This window comes from Geodermatophilus normandii (assembly GCF_003182485.1).
In the GTDB taxonomy this organism is placed as follows: domain Bacteria; phylum Actinomycetota; class Actinomycetes; order Mycobacteriales; family Geodermatophilaceae; genus Geodermatophilus; species Geodermatophilus normandii.
This window is the reverse complement of the sequence record NZ_QGTX01000001.1, coordinates 3,552,250-3,567,367: the sequence shown is the minus strand read 5'-3', so window position 1 is coordinate 3,567,367 and position 15,118 is coordinate 3,552,250. Positions and strand designations below refer to the sequence as shown.

Sequence of the window (15,118 nt, the reverse complement as noted above, 5' to 3'; positions counted from 1 at the left end):
CCTCAGGCGGCGTCGCGCCGGGTGGGGCGGCGGGTCAGGCGGCGGGTGAGGCGGCGCAGCCGGGTGCGCCGGGAGGTGCGCGCCCGGACGCGGGTGCCGGCGGCGTCGTCGCGGTCCCGCTGGGCGGCCTCCTCCAGGGTGGGCGCGGTGCCGCCGAGGTGCCGGGGCAGCCACCACAGGTCGTCGGGGCCCTCGGGCTGCTGCGGATAGGTGCGCTGGGCCTCGTCGAGGAGGGCCACCATCGCCTCCCGGGTGCGCTCGAGCAGCTGGGCTGGCGTCTCGCCGGGCGCGGGCGTGATCGGCTCCCCGAGGAGCACGGTCACCGCGCGGCCGCGGGTGAGGTCCACGGGGTGCTTCTTGGTGGCCACCCGGTGCCCGCCCCACACCGCGGCCGGCACGATCGGCACGCCGGCGTCGAGGGCCATGCGGGCGGCGCCGGCCTTGAGGTCCTTGACGGTGAAGCTCTGGCTGATCGTCGCCTCGGGGAAGACGCCGACGACCTCGCCGTCCTTGAGCGCCCGGACGGCGGCGTCGAAGGCGGCCGCGCCGGCCTTGCGGTCGACCGGGATGTGCTTCATGGCCCGCATGAACGGCCCGGCGAACCAGTGGCCGAAGACCGAGGCCTTGGCCATGAACCGCACGAGGCGGTGCTGCGGCAGCGCGCCGAGGCCGAGGAAGGTGAAGTCCAGGTAGCTGACGTGGTTGCTGCAGACCACCGCGCCGCCGGAGGCGGGCACGTGCTCGGAGCCGCGGACGTCGAACCGCAGGCGCAGCAACCGGAAGACCACCAGCGTGACGCGGATGACCAGCCGGTAGGGGCCGTCCCCGCGTCCGGGCCGGGGTCCGAACAGGTCGCGCCGCACGACGTCACGCCAGGTCGCGGTGTACATGGCGGGACGATATCCGCCCCGGCTGCGTGCTTCCCGGGGAGTCACTCCCCCGCCGCGGGGTCCCCGGTCGTGAGGCGCACGGCCGCGCGCACCACGGCGGTCAGGTCCCCGGTCGCGCGGTGCACGCGCCGCTGCAGGTCCGCGCCGGTCCCGCGGTCCAGGACCGCCGCCACGCCGTCGGCGACCCGCCGCCGGTCGCCGGTGGCCTCCAGGGCGGGCCCCACGTGCTCCAGCAGCGCCGCGACGACGTCGGCGGCCGGTGCGGGGCGCCACGTGTGCGGGTGCACCAGGTCGCCGGTGGTCCCCGAGCGGCCGGCCCGCCACGCGGCCACCCGCAGCACCTCGCTGCGGACCCGCGGCGCCGGGACGCCCTCGCGCCACTCGCGGGCGGCGGTCTCCACCAGCCCGCGGACCAGCCCGGCGTGGGTGACGGCGTCCTCGACCCGCAGCGCGACGTCGGCGGTGCGCACCTCGACCGTCGGCCAGGTCTGCGACAGGCGGGCGTCGAAGTACACCATCCCGGCGTCGACGATCGTGCCGGTGGCGACCAGGTCGGCGACCACCCGGTGGTAGGTCGCCGCGTTCCCGAAGGGCTCGGTGGCGCCCGAGGAAGGCCAGCGGTTCCACGCCTGCGACCGGAAGCTGGCGTAGCCGGAGTCCGCGCCCAGCCAGAACGGCGAGTTCGCGGTGAGCGCGGTGAGCGCCGGCAGCCAGACGCGGATCCGGTCGAGGACGGCGACGCCCTCCTCGTCGTCGGCCACCGACACGTGCACGTGACACCCGCAGGTGAGCTGGTCGCGGGCGACGAGGCCGAAGGTGTCGGTCATGTCGCCGTAGCGCTCGCCCGGCGTCGTCCGCGGCTGCACCGCGACCGGTGAGGTCGCCAGCGCCGCCACCCGGGCGCCGACGGCCCGGGCGGCGGCGTCGGCCCGCCCGCGCCAGTACCGCAGCTCGCCGGTCACCTCGGCCAGGTCGGTGCACACCCGCGTGCCGAGCTCCAGCTGCTCCTGCTTGAGCTCGGGCACCAGGTGCCCGCGGGACTCCCCTCCCTCGTCGCCGGCGCGCTCGTGCTGCTCCGGGGTCTCGCCCTCGCCGCGCCGGGCGGCCACCGCCAGGGCCTCAGGGCCGAGCGGCACCGGCGTCCCCGACGGGTCGACGACGAGCAGCTCCTCCTCCACCCCGACCGTGCGCACCGGCACATCGTCCCCACCGGCCCCCGGGACCGCAGGGCGGCGGGCCGGTGGGGCGGCAGGGTCAGTGCACGAGCTGCGGCAGGACCCCCTGCACGGCCTCACGCAGCGCCGGCGCCGCCTCGGGGTCCCCGGCGAGCTGGCGCAGCAGGGCCTGCTGGAACAGGCCGTCGAGGACGGCGTAGAACGCCGTCGAGGAGGCCCGCGGGCGGGTTCCCGACAGCTCGGCGTACCGGCTCACGACGCGCCAGACCATCCGCTCGAGCAGCAGGTCGATCTCGGCGACGTCGGCGCGGAACGCGGGCTCGAACATCGACTGGTTGCGCAGGTCGTACCAGAGCCGGTGCATCTGCGGCTCGCCGGTGAGCGTCGCCGTCTGCTCCCGCAGGAACCCTTGGACCAGCTCCTCGGCGGTGGTCGCCGTGGCCACCGCCTCGTCGTAGCGGGTGGCGCAGCGCGCCTTGTACTCGCGCACGCAGTGGGTGATCAGCTCCACCTTGTCGCGGAAGTAGTAGTGCAGGACGCCGTGGGAGAACTCCGAGCGGGCGGCGATGTCGCGCAGGCCGGTGCGGGCGTAGCCCAGCTCGGCGAGCGTCTCCAGCGCCGCGGCGGCGAGTTCGCTGCGGCTGGCACCACACCGGCGACGTCGGCTACCTCGACGAGGACGGCTGGCTGTACCTCGTCGACCGCGCGAAGGACATGATCATCAGCGGCGGTTTCAACGTGTACTCCGCGGAGGTCGAGCAGGCGCTCATGGCCCATCCCGGCGTGCAGGACTGCGCGGTCGTCGGGCTGCCCGACGAGAAGTGGGGCGAGCGGGTGGTCGCCGTCGTGCAGGCACGGGCCGGGACGGCACTCGACCCGGCCGACGTGCGGGCCTTCGCCCGAGCGCGCATCGGCGGGGTCAAGGCCCCCAAGGAGGTGCTCGTCTGGGCCGACCTCCCCCGCTCGAAGGTCGGCAAGGTGCTCAAGCCCGACATCCGCGCGCGCCTGGTGCCCGCGGACGGGACCCGGTAGGCGGCGACCCCTCCCCCGGCGGTCCGGCCGCCGCACGTCGCGCCGGGTCCGCGGCCGGCACGGGGACGGACCCGGGCTGCCCGACCTCGGCGGACTCCTCGACCTCCGGGACCTCAGGCGAGGTCCCGGAGGTCGCAACTGCTCCTTGCCGTCGGGGGTGTTCTTCGTTCTGGCTGCATTGCGTTGAGATGTTGGGGATAACGGGTATGATGGAGGCATGGCCAAGGGCTGGCAGGGACCGCTCCCGGAGATGCCGTCACTGCCAGCGGCGCGGGCCTGGGGGCGGCTGGCGCCGCCCGAGGGCTACGCCGTCCAGTGGCGCCGGCTCGTCGACGCCGCGCTGGAGCTCGGCCTCGGGCCGGAGGAGCTGGCCGAGGGCGGGATGGACGACGTCGCCGCGGCCCGGGGCTGGAGACCGGCCACCGTCACCCTCTACAGCAAGGTCGCCCGCTACGGCGGCGTCCCCCTGCCCACGCCTCCGACGCCGGAGCCCGACCCGCGGACCCTGGACCTGCGGCCGCTCACCGAGGTCCGCAGCGAGGACCCCGAGCACCTGCGCACGGTGGTGTGGTGCGCGATCGCGCTGCGCTGGCCGGCGCCGGTGGGCAGCTTCCGGGACCTGCGCCGCGAGCAGGTGCACGCCACCGCGCGCCGCCTCGTCGTCACCACCGACGACGGCGAGTGGTCGGTGCCCGGCGCGCTGACGGCCTGGCACGCGTGGGAGGCCGTGCGCAACCGCTTCCCCGCCCTGGCCGACAGCCCGTGGGTGCTGCCGGCACTGCGCCGCGGCCCGGGCTACACTTCGCACGTGGGCGGCCGGCTGTCGAGCCAGGCGCTGCAGGTGACGTTCACCAAGCACGCGGTGCGGACCGCGCTGTACCTGCGGGCGACGACGACCGGCCGACGGCGCCAGCGGGCCGAGGCGCTGGCCGCCGTCTACGAGACGCTGTCCTACGACTCCTACCGCCGGCTGGCCCTCGCCGCCGGCGCCGAGCCGGTGGCCGCCCGCGGTGCCGTGCGCGCCGAGCGGGCCGCGCGGGCGAACAGGGCCGCGGCCGCACCGCCGGCCTGAGCCCCTCTCCTCCCCCGCACGGCAGGACGGCCCGGGCGGGCACCCGGGCCGTCGGAGGGACCGCGCAGCGGGCCGTCAGGCCGCCGAGTAGGTCAGGCAGCTGGCCGTGTCGTGGTCGAAGCCGACCCGGATGCCCTCGGCGTGGCACTCGAGGGCGTCGTTGTGCCGGCAGTCGGTGCGCTGACAGGCGCCGACCTGGGCCTCGGCCCGCGGCAGGCCGCCGCGGACGGTGAGCGGGATGAAGGTGCCGCAGCCGGCGTGGCCGTCCGTGCCGCTCACGGTGATCGCGAAGGCGTGGCAGCCGTGGTCGTTGTAGGAGCAGCCGTCGACGGTGCACTCGCTGACGGGCGGCATGACTGTGGTCATCTCGGGTCCTCCGGGGCCGGGCGGATCGGCTGACCCGAGTGTGCCGCAGAATGGCGGGCGGATCGAGTCGGGAAATCATTCCGCGTGTCGACGGGCCGCCATTTCCGGTGAGGGCAGCCTTCCCTGTGCAACAGCTGCTCGGCGGCGCCCCCGCGTCTCGGAACGGCGCAGGGTCCCCTTTTCCCGATCCCATTTCCGGTTGTGTCGCGCAATGGTCAGGACAGCCTTCCCTGACCATTTCAGGGCGCGTCAGATGAGAGCCAGCTGGCCGGGGACGTCGTCGGCGCGGGCGCGCCTCGGCCGGGCTCCCCGCGGGCGCGCGGCGGCGTCGTCGCGGGCCGGCGGCAGGCTCCCGGCCGGGAAGGCCGCCTCGTCGTCACCGGGGACGCCGGGGGGAGCCTCGGCGCCCCGGGCCGCTCCATCGGACCGACCGTCGAGCCCGTGCCGGCGCAGCAGCGGCGCGACCCGCGCGGCGAGCCACGCCCGGTACTCGGCCGGCACGTAGGCGCCGCCGCGGTAGAGCTGCCGGTAGCGGCCGACCAGGGACGGGTGCTCGCGGGCCAGCCACGCGGAGAACCACTCGCGGGCGCCCGGACGCAGGTGCAGCGGGACCACCGTGACGCCGGTGGCGCCGGCCTCGGCGATCGCCCCGAGGGCCGCGTCGAGGTCGGACCGGCGGTCGGTGAGGCCCGGCAGCACCGGGGCGAGGAACACGCCGCAGGGCAGGCCGGCGTCGGCCACGGCGCGCACCAGGTCCAGCCGGGCGCGCGGCGACGGCACGCCGGGCTCGAGGCTCGCGTGCAGGTCGTCGTCCCAGATGGCCAGGGAGACGCCGAAGCCGACCGGGACGTCCCGCGCGGCGTCGGCGAGCAGCGGCAGGTCGCGGCGGGCCAGCGTGCCCTTGGTGAGGACGGAGAACGGGGTCCCGGAGTCGGCCAGCGCCCGGATGACCCCGGGCATCAGCCGGTATCGGCCCTCGGCGCGCTGGTAGGGGTCGGTGTTGGTGCCGAGCGCCACGTGCCGGCGCCTGCCCGACGGCCTGGCCAGCTCTCGGCGCAGCACCTCGACGAGGTTGGTCTTGACGACGATCTGCGTGTCGAAGTCCCGGCCGGCGTCCAGGTCGAGCCACTCGTGCGTCGAGCGGGCGAAGCAGTTGTGACTGACCACCCCGTTGGCGACGAAGTCGCCGGTGCCGGTGGTGATGTCGAACATCGGCATCTCGAGGCCGACCGACTGCAGGTCGACGACCTGGAGAGCCGCGTCAGCCTCGACCGCGATGCCGTCGACCCCGCACTCCCGGCGGTCGGCGATGCGGCCGACGGCGGCCGCCGCGGACGTCCTGATGGCCGGCAGGGGTCGGCGGTTGCCGACCGCGTCCGCGACGCCGAGACGAGGCGTGCGGATGCCCTCCGCGGCGAGGTACGCCTGGGCGCGGTCCGGACCCTCGTCGTCCACCAGCGCCAGGCCGAAGCGGTGGTCGTCCCCGTGGGCCCGCCCGGGTCGCTCCTGACGGTGGACCCCGAGGTGGCCGTCGCCGCGGACCGTCCCCGCCAGGTGGCCCCGCCGGTACTCGGCGCGGACGACGGGGGACGTCCCCGTCCGCCCGAAGCCCATCAGCTCGTCGTCGGTCGTCAGGTGCGGTCGCCGCCCGCGGCCGGACGTCGTACCGGTGACGTGTCTCCAACCGCGACGGGTCAGGAAGCGGTGGTCCCCACTGGCCAGGAGCTCGGTCCCGTCAGCCAGGGTGACGCGGTGGGCGGGCTTGACCGTGCCCCAGTGGGCCAGCACCTCGGTCTCCACGTAGTACCGGTGGGTGCCGCGGCGCTCCGTGCCGATGACGCGGTCCCCCACCCGCAGCGCCGCAATAGGCCGCTGACGGCCGTCGGCCATGAGGATCCGCGTGTCCCCGGCCAGGCAGTACACACACTGGTGGAGGCAACCCCGGTACGGGTTGATCGTGTGCGAGAAGGGCATCCGCGAGGCCTCCGGCACCGGGTTGAGCGCCGACCGGCACAGCACCTCGTGCATCGTCACACCGGGGAACTCGGGCACCTCGACGCTGCGCAGCAACCCGCGCAGGCTCGGCATGCCCGGCAGCAGCGACTCGTCGTCGGCGTCGAGCCGCCGGGCGTCCCACCTCACGCCTGGAATGCGAACACGTGTTCGACGCCCTGTCCAGTCGCCTCGCGGTCGTCGTCCATCCGCCGTGCCAGCGGGGCCGCCGACGGAGTCGTCGCGAAGTTGGGGATAACGGGAACACCGGTCGTCGGGCGTCCCGCGGCGGCCGCGGCGTCACCGCCGGGGCGCCGGCTGCCCGCCACCGCGGGTGAGCAGCACGATGCCGACGACGGCGACGAGCCCCGCCGGACCCCACACCGCCGCGTGCCCCGGCTCGAGGTGCTCCCCCAGCAGCAACCGGGCGGCCGGCACCGCCGCCATCGGGTCCAGGACCGCGAGCGCCGGCAGGGACGCACTCAGCGATCCCCGCCCGTAGGCCTGCTGGGCGCCGACCTGGGAGACCACGCCGGCCACGACCGCGCCCCACACCGCGGGCCGGGCGAGCGCGTCGACCACCCCGTCGGTCGAGACCGCGGTGAGCCCGGCCGCGACGAGCACCGCCGCCACCCCGGCCGCCAGGCCCCCGGTGACGCCGCAGGCGAGCGCGGCCCCCCGGCCGGCGCCGAGCCGGGCGGTGAGCGCGACGGCCACCGTGACGCCCACGACGGCGAGCACCACCGCCCACCCGGCGGGCACCCGGTCGACGACCCCCGGGCCCGGACGGGCCGCCGTCACGAAGACCGCGATCCCCGCGACGGTCAGCACCGCGCCGAGCCCCTCCGGCCGGGTCGGCGGGAGGCCCGTCCGCGCCCAGCGGACGGCGAGGGCGGCCACCAGCGCCCCGGCGAGCAGCGGCTGCACGAGCGACACCGGCGCCAGGGCGAGCGCCGCCACCTGTGCCCCCGTCCCGGCCGTCGTCGTCACCTGGCCGGCCAGCCAGGTCCGCTGGCCGACCATCGCCCGCATCCGCAGCCGCCCGCCGGCCGAGGCCCGCGCCGCCGCCTCGTGCTGCAGCACCGAGCCCAGGCCGAACAGCAGCGCCGCCGTCAGGGCCAGCACGGTGCCGGGCAGGTGGTCGCCCACCCCGCGGGCGAGGTCGTCGGTCACCGCACCACTCTGCCGGGCCGGGCCGGGCCGGGCTCAGACGGGAGGACGGTCCTCGTAGAAGGTCGAGAGGACGACGGTCGTGCGGGTGGCCACGTTGGCGGTGGTGCGGATGTCGCGCAGCAGCGCCTCGAGCGCCTCCGGCGAGGCGACCCGCACCTTGAGCAGGTAGCTCTCCATCCCCGCCACCGAGTAGCAGGCCTCGATCGCGTCCAGGTGCGTGAGCTTGGCCGGGGCGTCGTCGGCCTGCGCCTGGTCCAGCGGCGTGATCGACACGAACGCCGTCAGCCCCGCCCCCACCTGCCGCGCGTCGATCGTCGCCCGGTAACCGGTGATCAGGCCGCGCTGCTCGAGCCGGCGCACGCGCTGGTGCACCGCCGACACCGACAGGCCCACCCGCTCGGCGAGCTCGGTGTAGCTGGCCCGCCCGTCCCGCGCCAGGGCGGCCAGCAGCGCCCGGTCGACGTCGGGGGCGTGCTCAGCCGGGGAGGACGACGAGCTCACGGGGACCCTCGTTGAGCGTGCGGACGCCGTCGTCGGTGCAGACCACGATGTCCTCGATGCGCGCGCCGCAGCGCCCGGGCAGGTAGATGCCGGGCTCGACGGAGAAGGCCATCCCCGGCTCCAGCGGCAGGTCGTTGCCCGCGACGATGTAGGGCGCCTCGTGGGTGTCCAGACCGATGCCGTGACCGGTGCGGTGGATGAAGTGCCCGCCCCACCCGGCGGCGGTGATCCGGTCGCGGGCGACGGCGTCGACCTCCTCGGCGGTCACCCCGGGCCGGACGGCGGCGACGGCGGCCTCCTGCGCGTCCTGCAGGACCGCGTACCACTCGGCCACCTCGGCGTCGGGCTCGCCGCCGACGACGTAGGTGCGGGTGCAGTCCGAGCGGTAGCCGGTGGCCGTCTCCCCGCCGATGTCGACGACGACGAGGTCACCGGCCGCCACCACCCGGTCGGAGAGCTCGTGGTGCGGGCTGGCGCCGTTGGGGCCGGACCCGACGATGGTGAAGTCCACACCCACGTGCCCCTCGGCGAGGATGGCCGCGGCGATGTCGGCGCCCACCTCCGCCTCGGTGCGGCCCACGCGCAGCCACTCCCCCATCCGCGCGTGCACCCGGTCGATGGCGCCACCGGCGAGGGCGAGCTCCTCCACCTCGGCCGGCGTCTTGACCATCCGCAGCCGGTCGAGCACCGGCGTGGCCAGCTCCAGCGCCGAGCCCGGCAGCGCCCGGTGCACGCCGAGCGCGTGCTCGGCCCAGGTGCGCGCGCCCACCGCGACCCGGGTGGGTGCACCGCCCAGCCGGGCGGTCACCTCCCGCGCGAGGACGGCGAAGGCGTCGTCGGTCTCGTCCCAGGCGTGCAGCTCCAGGCCGAGCGTCCCGGCCGGGCTCGCGTCGACCATCGGCGCCTCGAGCCGGGGGACGACGAGCAGCGGCTCCCCGGCCCGGGGGACCACGAGGGCGGTCAGCCGCTCCATGGCGTGGGCGTCGTAGCCGCACAGGTAGCGCAGGTCCGAGCCCGGTGTGAGGACCAGGACGTCGACGCCGAGCTCGGCGGCGACGCTGCGCGCGGCGTACACGCGGTCGATGCTGACGAGGGCCCCCGTGCTGCTTGCCACCCCGGGACACTAACCCGGGCACCGACCGCTCCCGCCGGGGTTTCCCGGACCGTTACCGTCCCCGCCCGTGACGACCATGCTGCTCGACGCCGCGAGCCTCTACTTCCGGGCCTTCTACGGCGTCCCGACCAGCGTGACCTCGCCCGACGGCCGGCCGGTGAACGCCGTCCGCGGCTTCCTCGACATGACCGCCCGGCTGGTCACCGCCCACTCCCCCGACCGGCTGGTGGCCTGCTGGGACGACGACTGGCGGCCGGCGTTCCGCGTGGCGGCGCTGCCGTCGTACAAGGCACACCGGCTCTCCCCCGACGGCGGCGAGGAGACGCCCGACGAGCTCGGGCCGCAGGTGCCGGTGCTCGTCGACGTGCTGGCCGCGGCCGGCATCGCCCGGGTCGGGGCGCCCGGCTACGAGGCCGACGACGTCATCGGCACGCTGGCCACCCGCGCGCGCGGGCCGGTCGACGTCGTCACCGGGGACCGGGACCTGTTCCAGCTCGTCGACGACGCCCGCGGCGTCCGGGTGCTCTACACCAACCGGGGCATCGCCGACATCGAGGTGGTCGACGAGGCGGCGGTGGCCGCGCGGTACGGGATCCCCGGGCGGGCCTACGCGGACTTCGCGGTGCTGCGCGGGGACCCCAGCGACGGCCTGCCCGGCGTCGCGGGCATCGGCGCGAAGACGGCGGCGGCGCTGGTCACCGAGTTCGGCGACCTGGCCGGCATCCGCGCGGCCGCGGCGCGCACCGTGGTGCCGAAGGCGCCGCTCACCGCGGCGGTGCTCAAGCGGCTGCACGCGGGCGGGGACTACCTCGACGCCGCGCCCGTGGTCGTGGCCGTGGCGCGTGACATCGACATGCCGGCGGTCGAGGGGTCGCTGCCCCGCCGCCCGGCGGACCCGGACGCGCTGGCCGCGCTGGCCGACGCGCACGGCCTGCGGTCCTCGCTGGGCCGGCTCGGCGCGGCCCTCGGATGGCCGGCCGACGCCCTGGGGTGAGCGCCGGCCGGCCCGTCCGCGGGGGACGCGCCGCTAGGAGGCGACCTCCCAGGTGTAGGCCGCCGAGTCGGCGTCGGTGATCGCGACCTGCAGGGTCACGTCCTCGCCGTCCTCGGTCGTGCCGGTGCACTCGTACGTGGCGCCGTTCTCCACCACCATCTCGTCGTCGCAGGAGACCTCGACCGAGACGCCGAAGGTCTCCTGGAACTGCGTGGCGATGTCGTCCTCGGCCTGCGACGGGTCCAGGACGTCCTTGCCGAGCACGATCGGCAGGATGATCGCCGCGGCGATGACGACGACGGCGAGCGCCACCAGGCCGATGACCAGCCCGGTCCGTGACTTCTTCGGCGGCTGCTGGCCGTAGGGCTGGCCGTACTGCCCCGGCTGCCCGTACTGCCCGGGCTGCTGCCCGTACTGGCCGGGCTGCTGGCCGTACTGCCCCGGCTGCTGGCCGTACCCGGGCTGGCCGTACTGGCCCGGCTGCTGCGCCGGCTGCCCGTACCCGCCGGGCTGCCCGTACTGCCCCGGCTGCTGCCCGTACCCGCCGGGCTGCCCGTACTGCCCACCGCCCGGCTGGCCGTACTGCCCCGGCTGCCCGTACTGGCCGGGCTGCTGGCCGTACTGCCCCGGCTGCCCGTACTGCCCCGGCTGGCCACCCTGCGGTGGGTTGGTCATCGTCGCTCCTGCTCGTTCCGTTCGACCCGGACGGGTCCTCCCATGACACTGCGTCACGGGAGCGGGGGGATTGTGCACCACGGGAGGCCTCCGCCAGCCCCCGCGCGCCGTGGCCGCCGCCCGGGCGGGGACGGCGCCCGCCGCGGCGGGGACGGCGACGATCACCCGCTGATCGCCACCGCCACCACGCCGCGCCGGACCCGGCCCACCGCGGCGCGGGCCACCCCCGCCACCGCCTCGTCGGCGACCTTGGCCAGCTGGTCGAGCAGGTCGACCAGCTGCCGCGCCCAGCGCACGAAGTCGCCGCCGGAGAGCTCGGTGCCCGCCTGCTCGGCACCGGCGAGCACCCGGTCGAGGCTCTGCCCGTCGGCCCACCGGTAGGCGGCCCACGCGAAACCGAGGTCGAGGTCGCGGCTGGCGGGCAGGCCCCGGTCGAGCTCGACGTCCTGCAGGCGGGCGCGGATGCCCCGCATCTCGGCGATCGCGCCGGCCACCTTCCCGGCCGGGACCGCGGGCTGGCCGGGCATCTCCCGGCGGGCCTCGAAGACCAGCGTCGAGACCACCGCGGCGAGCTCGGCCGGGCCCAACCCCCGCCAGGTCCCGGCGCGCAGGCACTCGGCGACCAGGAGGTCGGCCTCCGACCAGATCCGCGCCAGCCGCCGCCCCTCCTCGGTGACCCGCGGGACGTCGTCGAGCGGGGTGGGCTCCTCGGTGTCGGCGGGCACCAGCGGCACGACCTCGGGCACCAGGTAGCCGAGCTCCTCGAGGACGTCGCAGGTGCGGTCGAACTGGCGGGTCAGCGAGCCGGTCCGCTCGGCCATCCTGCGGTGGGTGGCCTCCGCGTCGGCGACCGCGCGCAGGTACCGCTCGGCGGAGCGGACCCGCTCCTCGCGGTCGGGCAGCCCGTGCACCGGGTGGTTGCGCACGGCGCGGCGCAGGTCGTGCAGCACGGGGTCGTCGGCGGCCGCGGAGCGGATCTTCACCCGGCGCGCGCCGAGGTCGTTCTCCAGCCGCGCCGAGCGCAGCGTGGAGGCGAGGTCGCGGCGGGCGTGCGGGCTGCGGTGGTTGAAGTTCTTCGGCACCCGGACGCGGGCCAGCGCGCTGACCGGCGTCGGGAAGTCGACGGTGCCCAGCCGCCCGGCCCACTTGTCCTCGGTGAGCACCAGCGGCCGCGGGTCGGACAGGTCGGTGATCCCGGGGTCGAGGACGACGGCCAGGCCCTGCCGGCGGCCGGAGGGCACCCGGATCACGTCGCCGGGGCGCAGCGCGGCCAGCGCGTCGGCGGCCTCGATGCGGCGCTTGGCCTGCGAGTCGCGGGAGAGCTCCTTCTCCCGGTCGGCGATCTCCCGCCGCAGCCGGGCGTAGGCCAGCACGTCCCCGCCCTCGCTGCTCATCTCGGCGGCGAACCGCTCCGCGTCGCGCTCGGAGCGGGCGGCCTGCCGGGCCAGGCCGACCACCGAGCGGTCGGCCTGGAACTGGGCGAAGGAGGAGGCGAGCAGCTCCCGGGCGCGGGCCCGGCCGAAGGAGCCGACCAGGTTGACGGCCATGTTGTAGCTGGGCCGGAACGACGAGCGCAGCGGATAGGTGCGGGTGCTGGCCAGGCCGGCGACCACGGAGGGGTCCATGCCCGGGGCCCAGACGACGACGGCGTGCCCCTCCACGTCGATGCCGCGGCGACCGGCCCGCCCGGTGAGCTGGGTGTACTCCCCCGGGCTGACGTCGACGTGCGCCTCGCCGTTCCACTTGACCAGCCGCTCGAGCACCACCGTGCGCGCGGGCATGTTGATGCCCAGCGCGAGGGTCTCGGTGGCGAAGACGGCCTTGACCAGGCCGCGGACGAAGCACTCCTCGACGGTCTCCTTGAACGCCGGCACCAGGCCGGCGTGGTGGGCGGCCAGCCCGGCGAGCAGGCCCTCGCGCCACTCCCAGAAGCCGAGGACGTGCAGGTCCTCGTCGGGCAGGCCGCCGGTGCGCTCGTCGATGATCCGGGCGATCTCGGCGCGCTCGGCCTCGTCGGTCAGCCGCAGGCCCGACTGCAGGCACTGGGCGACGGCGGCGTCGCAGCCGTTGCGGCTGAAGATGAAGGTGATCGCCGGCAGCAGCCCGGCGCGGTCGAGCCGCTCGACCACCTCCGGGCGGGCCGGCGGGCGGTAGCGGGGCTTGTGCCAGTCGCGGTCGCGCCGCGACCCGCCGCCGCCCCCGCCCCAGGTGTCCAGCCGGCGCTCGTACTCGCGCACGAACCGCACGAGCTCGGGGTCGACGACGCTGGCGCCCCGGTCGCGGGTGGACTGGGTGCGCGGGGTCTCCCCCTGCTCGGCGGCGTGCGCCGCGGGCCGCAGGCTGAACAGGTCGAACACCCGGTTGCCGACGAGCATGTGCTGCCACAGCGGGATCGGCCGGACCTCGCTGACGACGACCCTCGTGTGCCCGCGGACGGTGACCAGCCAGTCGGCGAACTCCTCGGCGTTGCTCACCGTGGCCGACAGCGACACCAGGGTCACCGACGCCGGCAGGTGGATGATCACCTCCTCCCACACGGCGCCGCGGAAGCGGTCGGCGAGGTAGTGCACCTCGTCCATGACCACGTACCCGAGCCCGTCGATGGCCGGGGACTCCGCGTAGAGCATGTTGCGCAGCACCTCGGTGGTCATCACCACCACCGGGGCGTCGCCGTTGACGGCGTTGTCGCCGGTCAGCAGGCCGACCCGGTCGGCGCCGTAGCGGTCGACGAGGTCGTTGTACTTCTGGTTGGACAGCGCCTTGATCGGCGTCGTGTAGAAGGCCTTGCGGCCCTCGGCCAGCGCCTTGTGCACGGCGAACTCACCGACGACGGTCTTGCCGGCCCCGGTGGGCGCGCACACCAGCACCCCGGCGCCCTCGTCGAGCGCCTCGCAGGCCTCCACCTGGAACGGGTCGAGGGAGAACCCGAGCTCGGACGTGAAGTCGGCCAGGGTCGGGTGCGCGCTGCGCCGCCGGGCAGCCGCGTACCGCTCGGCGGGGCTGGACATGCTCCCCACGTTAGGCGCTTCCCCCGATGTCCTCAGCGCGGGCGGGACCCGGCCGGTCGTGGGGGCGGCTCTCCTCGTCGATGTCGTGTCCCGTGGTCGTCCGGTCGTGACCGGTAGTTGGGGATAACGGTCGTGGCCGAGGCCGTCGGCTGCGGCTCGTCCCCGCCGTTCAGGGACGCGCCGACCCCACCACCCGCAGCGCGCCGGGCACCGCCTCGGCGACCACGGGCAGGGCGGCCACCGGCTCGCCGTCGGCGTAGGTGGTCAGTCCCGCCCCGGCCAGCTCCACCCGCGCGGCGCGGTGCACGGCGACGGCGGGGTGCGCGACGTGGGTGCCCGCCGTCAGCCGCGGGCGGGTGCGCACCAGCTCGCGGCGGGTCACCGGCCCGACCACGGTGACGTCGAGGCGGCCGTCGGCGGGGTCGGCGTCGGGACACACCCGCATGCCGCCCCCGTACCAGGCGGTGTTGCCGACGGCGACCAGCGTGACCGGCAGGGTCCGCGGCTCGCCGTCGAGGGTGAGCGTGACCTCGCGGGGCCGCAGCCGGGCCAGCTCGGCGAGGATCGCGACGTCGTAGCGCCGGGGTCCGCGCGGCCAGCGCAGCCGGTTGGCCCGGTCGGTGACCGCCGAGTCGAAGCCGCAGCACAGCACCGTGGCCCACCAGCGGCCGCCGGTGCGCCCGGCGTCGAGGCCGCGGACGGCGCCCTCGCGCAGGTCGGTGGCCGCTGCCGCCGCCGCGGCCACCGGCTCGGGGGGCACGCCGAGGGCCAGCGCCAGGTCGTTGCCGGTGCCGGCGGGCACGACGGCCAGCGGCGTGCCGGTGCCGGCGACCGCCTGCAGCGCGGCGTGCGCGGCACCGTCCCCGCCGACGGCGACCACGGCACCGGTCCCGGCCGCCACGGCCTCCGCCGCCGCCCGCTCGGCCTCGGCGCGGGTGGTGGCGGCCAGCACGGTCGGGGTCAGCCCGCCGCGGCGCAGCGCCTCCAGGACGGTCGCCGACACGGTGCGCGCCCGGCCGCGGCCGGCCGCGGCGCTGACGAGGACGGCGACGTCGACGCCCACCCGGCCTCCCCTCCCCTGCGCCCCTGCGGCCGGCCCACGTTACGGCTCGGCAACGATCTCCGG

At 76.3% G+C, this 15,118-nt stretch carries 14 protein-coding genes; 3 read left to right on the top strand and 11 right to left on the bottom strand.

Translation table 11 applies throughout. The annotated features are described in order from the left end of the window. Positions 1–2 precede the first annotated feature (2 nt). The 3 genes from JD79_RS17220 to JD79_RS17210 form a co-directional block, all read right to left on the bottom strand. A complete protein-coding gene (locus tag JD79_RS17220; RefSeq protein ID WP_110006526.1) occupies positions 3–890 on the bottom strand; it encodes a lysophospholipid acyltransferase family protein in 888 nt (295 codons plus the stop codon). 41 nt (positions 891–931) lie between these two features. Beyond that, a complete protein-coding gene (locus JD79_RS17215) occupies positions 932–2,083 on the bottom strand; it encodes a carboxylate-amine ligase (RefSeq protein ID WP_110007804.1) in 1,152 nt (383 codons plus the stop codon). A 61-nt stretch (positions 2,084–2,144) separates the two neighbouring features. Then, positions 2,145–2,576 carry a TetR family transcriptional regulator C-terminal domain-containing protein gene (locus tag JD79_RS17210; RefSeq protein ID WP_245900170.1) on the bottom strand — a complete coding sequence of 144 codons (432 nt, stop codon included), beginning with the start codon at positions 2,574–2,576 and terminating at the stop codon, positions 2,145–2,147. Between the two features lie 203 nt (positions 2,577–2,779). Here JD79_RS17210 and JD79_RS17205 point away from each other — a divergent pair, with 203 nt between their 5' ends. Both JD79_RS17205 and JD79_RS17200 read left to right on the top strand, forming a co-directional pair. After that, positions 2,780–3,097, top strand: a complete 318-nt coding sequence (locus JD79_RS17205; protein ID WP_245900169.1) for an AMP-binding enzyme — start codon at positions 2,780–2,782, stop codon at positions 3,095–3,097. A 217-nt stretch (positions 3,098–3,314) separates the two neighbouring features. Then, positions 3,315–4,169, top strand: a complete 855-nt coding sequence (locus tag JD79_RS17200; protein ID WP_110006524.1) for a hypothetical protein — start codon at positions 3,315–3,317, stop codon at positions 4,167–4,169. Positions 4,170–4,244: 75 nt separating this feature from the next. On the opposite strand, the gene JD79_RS17195 is transcribed toward JD79_RS17200, so the two are convergent. The 5 genes from JD79_RS17195 to JD79_RS17170 all read right to left on the bottom strand — a co-directional run bounded on the left by JD79_RS17195 (position 4,245) and on the right by JD79_RS17170 (position 9,315). Further along, on the bottom strand, positions 4,245–4,535 hold the full coding sequence (locus JD79_RS17195) for a DUF1540 domain-containing protein (protein ID WP_110006523.1): 291 nt from the start codon (positions 4,533–4,535) through the stop codon (positions 4,245–4,247). A 249-nt stretch (positions 4,536–4,784) separates the two neighbouring features. Beyond that, positions 4,785–6,677 carry an intein-containing Rv2578c family radical SAM protein gene (locus JD79_RS17190; protein WP_110006522.1) on the bottom strand — a complete coding sequence of 631 codons (1,893 nt, stop codon included), beginning with the start codon at positions 6,675–6,677 and terminating at the stop codon, positions 4,785–4,787. Between the two features lie 150 nt (positions 6,678–6,827). Further along, a complete protein-coding gene (locus JD79_RS17180) occupies positions 6,828–7,700 on the bottom strand; it encodes a DMT family transporter (RefSeq protein WP_110006520.1) in 873 nt (290 codons plus the stop codon). Positions 7,701–7,733: 33 nt separating this feature from the next. Next, a complete protein-coding gene (locus JD79_RS17175) occupies positions 7,734–8,201 on the bottom strand; it encodes an Lrp/AsnC family transcriptional regulator (RefSeq protein WP_110006519.1) in 468 nt (155 codons plus the stop codon). Next, positions 8,176–9,315: a M24 family metallopeptidase gene (locus JD79_RS17170; protein WP_110006518.1), complete on the bottom strand. Its 1,140-nt coding sequence runs from the start codon at positions 9,313–9,315 to the stop codon at positions 8,176–8,178. Before JD79_RS17170 ends, JD79_RS17175 begins: the two co-directional genes overlap by 26 nt. A 76-nt stretch (positions 9,316–9,391) precedes the next feature. Here JD79_RS17170 and JD79_RS17165 point away from each other — a divergent pair, with 76 nt between their 5' ends. Next, positions 9,392–10,309 (top strand): 5'-3' exonuclease, encoded by a 918-nt coding sequence (locus tag JD79_RS17165; RefSeq protein ID WP_110007803.1) that lies wholly within the window; start codon positions 9,392–9,394, stop codon positions 10,307–10,309. Positions 10,310–10,342: 33 nt separating this feature from the next. Here the strand turns inward: JD79_RS17165 and JD79_RS17160 are convergent, their stop codons facing one another. From JD79_RS17160 to JD79_RS17150, 3 genes are all read right to left on the bottom strand, one after another. Then, complete coding sequence (locus JD79_RS17160) at positions 10,343–10,984, bottom strand: DUF4333 domain-containing protein (protein WP_110006517.1); 642 nt, start codon at positions 10,982–10,984, stop codon at positions 10,343–10,345. Positions 10,985–11,145: 161 nt separating this feature from the next. Next, entirely contained in the window at positions 11,146–13,992 is a 2,847-nt protein-coding gene (locus JD79_RS17155; protein WP_110006516.1) for a DEAD/DEAH box helicase, read from the bottom strand. A 169-nt stretch (positions 13,993–14,161) separates the two neighbouring features. Then, positions 14,162–15,055: a diacylglycerol/lipid kinase family protein gene (locus JD79_RS17150; RefSeq protein WP_110006515.1), complete on the bottom strand. Its 894-nt coding sequence runs from the start codon at positions 15,053–15,055 to the stop codon at positions 14,162–14,164. Positions 15,056–15,118 lie beyond the last annotated feature (63 nt).

Coding starts and splice junctions, on each gene's coding strand:
- JD79_RS17220 (WP_110006526.1), bottom strand. CDS start 890: ATGTACACCGCGACCTGGCGTGACGTCGTGCGGCGCGACCTGTTCGGA.
- JD79_RS17205 (WP_245900169.1), top strand. CDS start 2,780: ATGATCATCAGCGGCGGTTTCAACGTGTACTCCGCGGAGGTCGAGCAG.
- JD79_RS17200 (WP_110006524.1), top strand. CDS start 3,315: ATGGCCAAGGGCTGGCAGGGACCGCTCCCGGAGATGCCGTCACTGCCA.
- JD79_RS17195 (WP_110006523.1), bottom strand. CDS start 4,535: ATGACCACAGTCATGCCGCCCGTCAGCGAGTGCACCGTCGACGGCTGC.
- JD79_RS17165 (WP_110007803.1), top strand. CDS start 9,392: ATGCTGCTCGACGCCGCGAGCCTCTACTTCCGGGCCTTCTACGGCGTC.
- JD79_RS17160 (WP_110006517.1), bottom strand. CDS start 10,984: ATGACCAACCCACCGCAGGGTGGCCAGCCGGGGCAGTACGGGCAGCCG.
- JD79_RS17155 (WP_110006516.1), bottom strand. CDS start 13,992: ATGTCCAGCCCCGCCGAGCGGTACGCGGCTGCCCGGCGGCGCAGCGCG.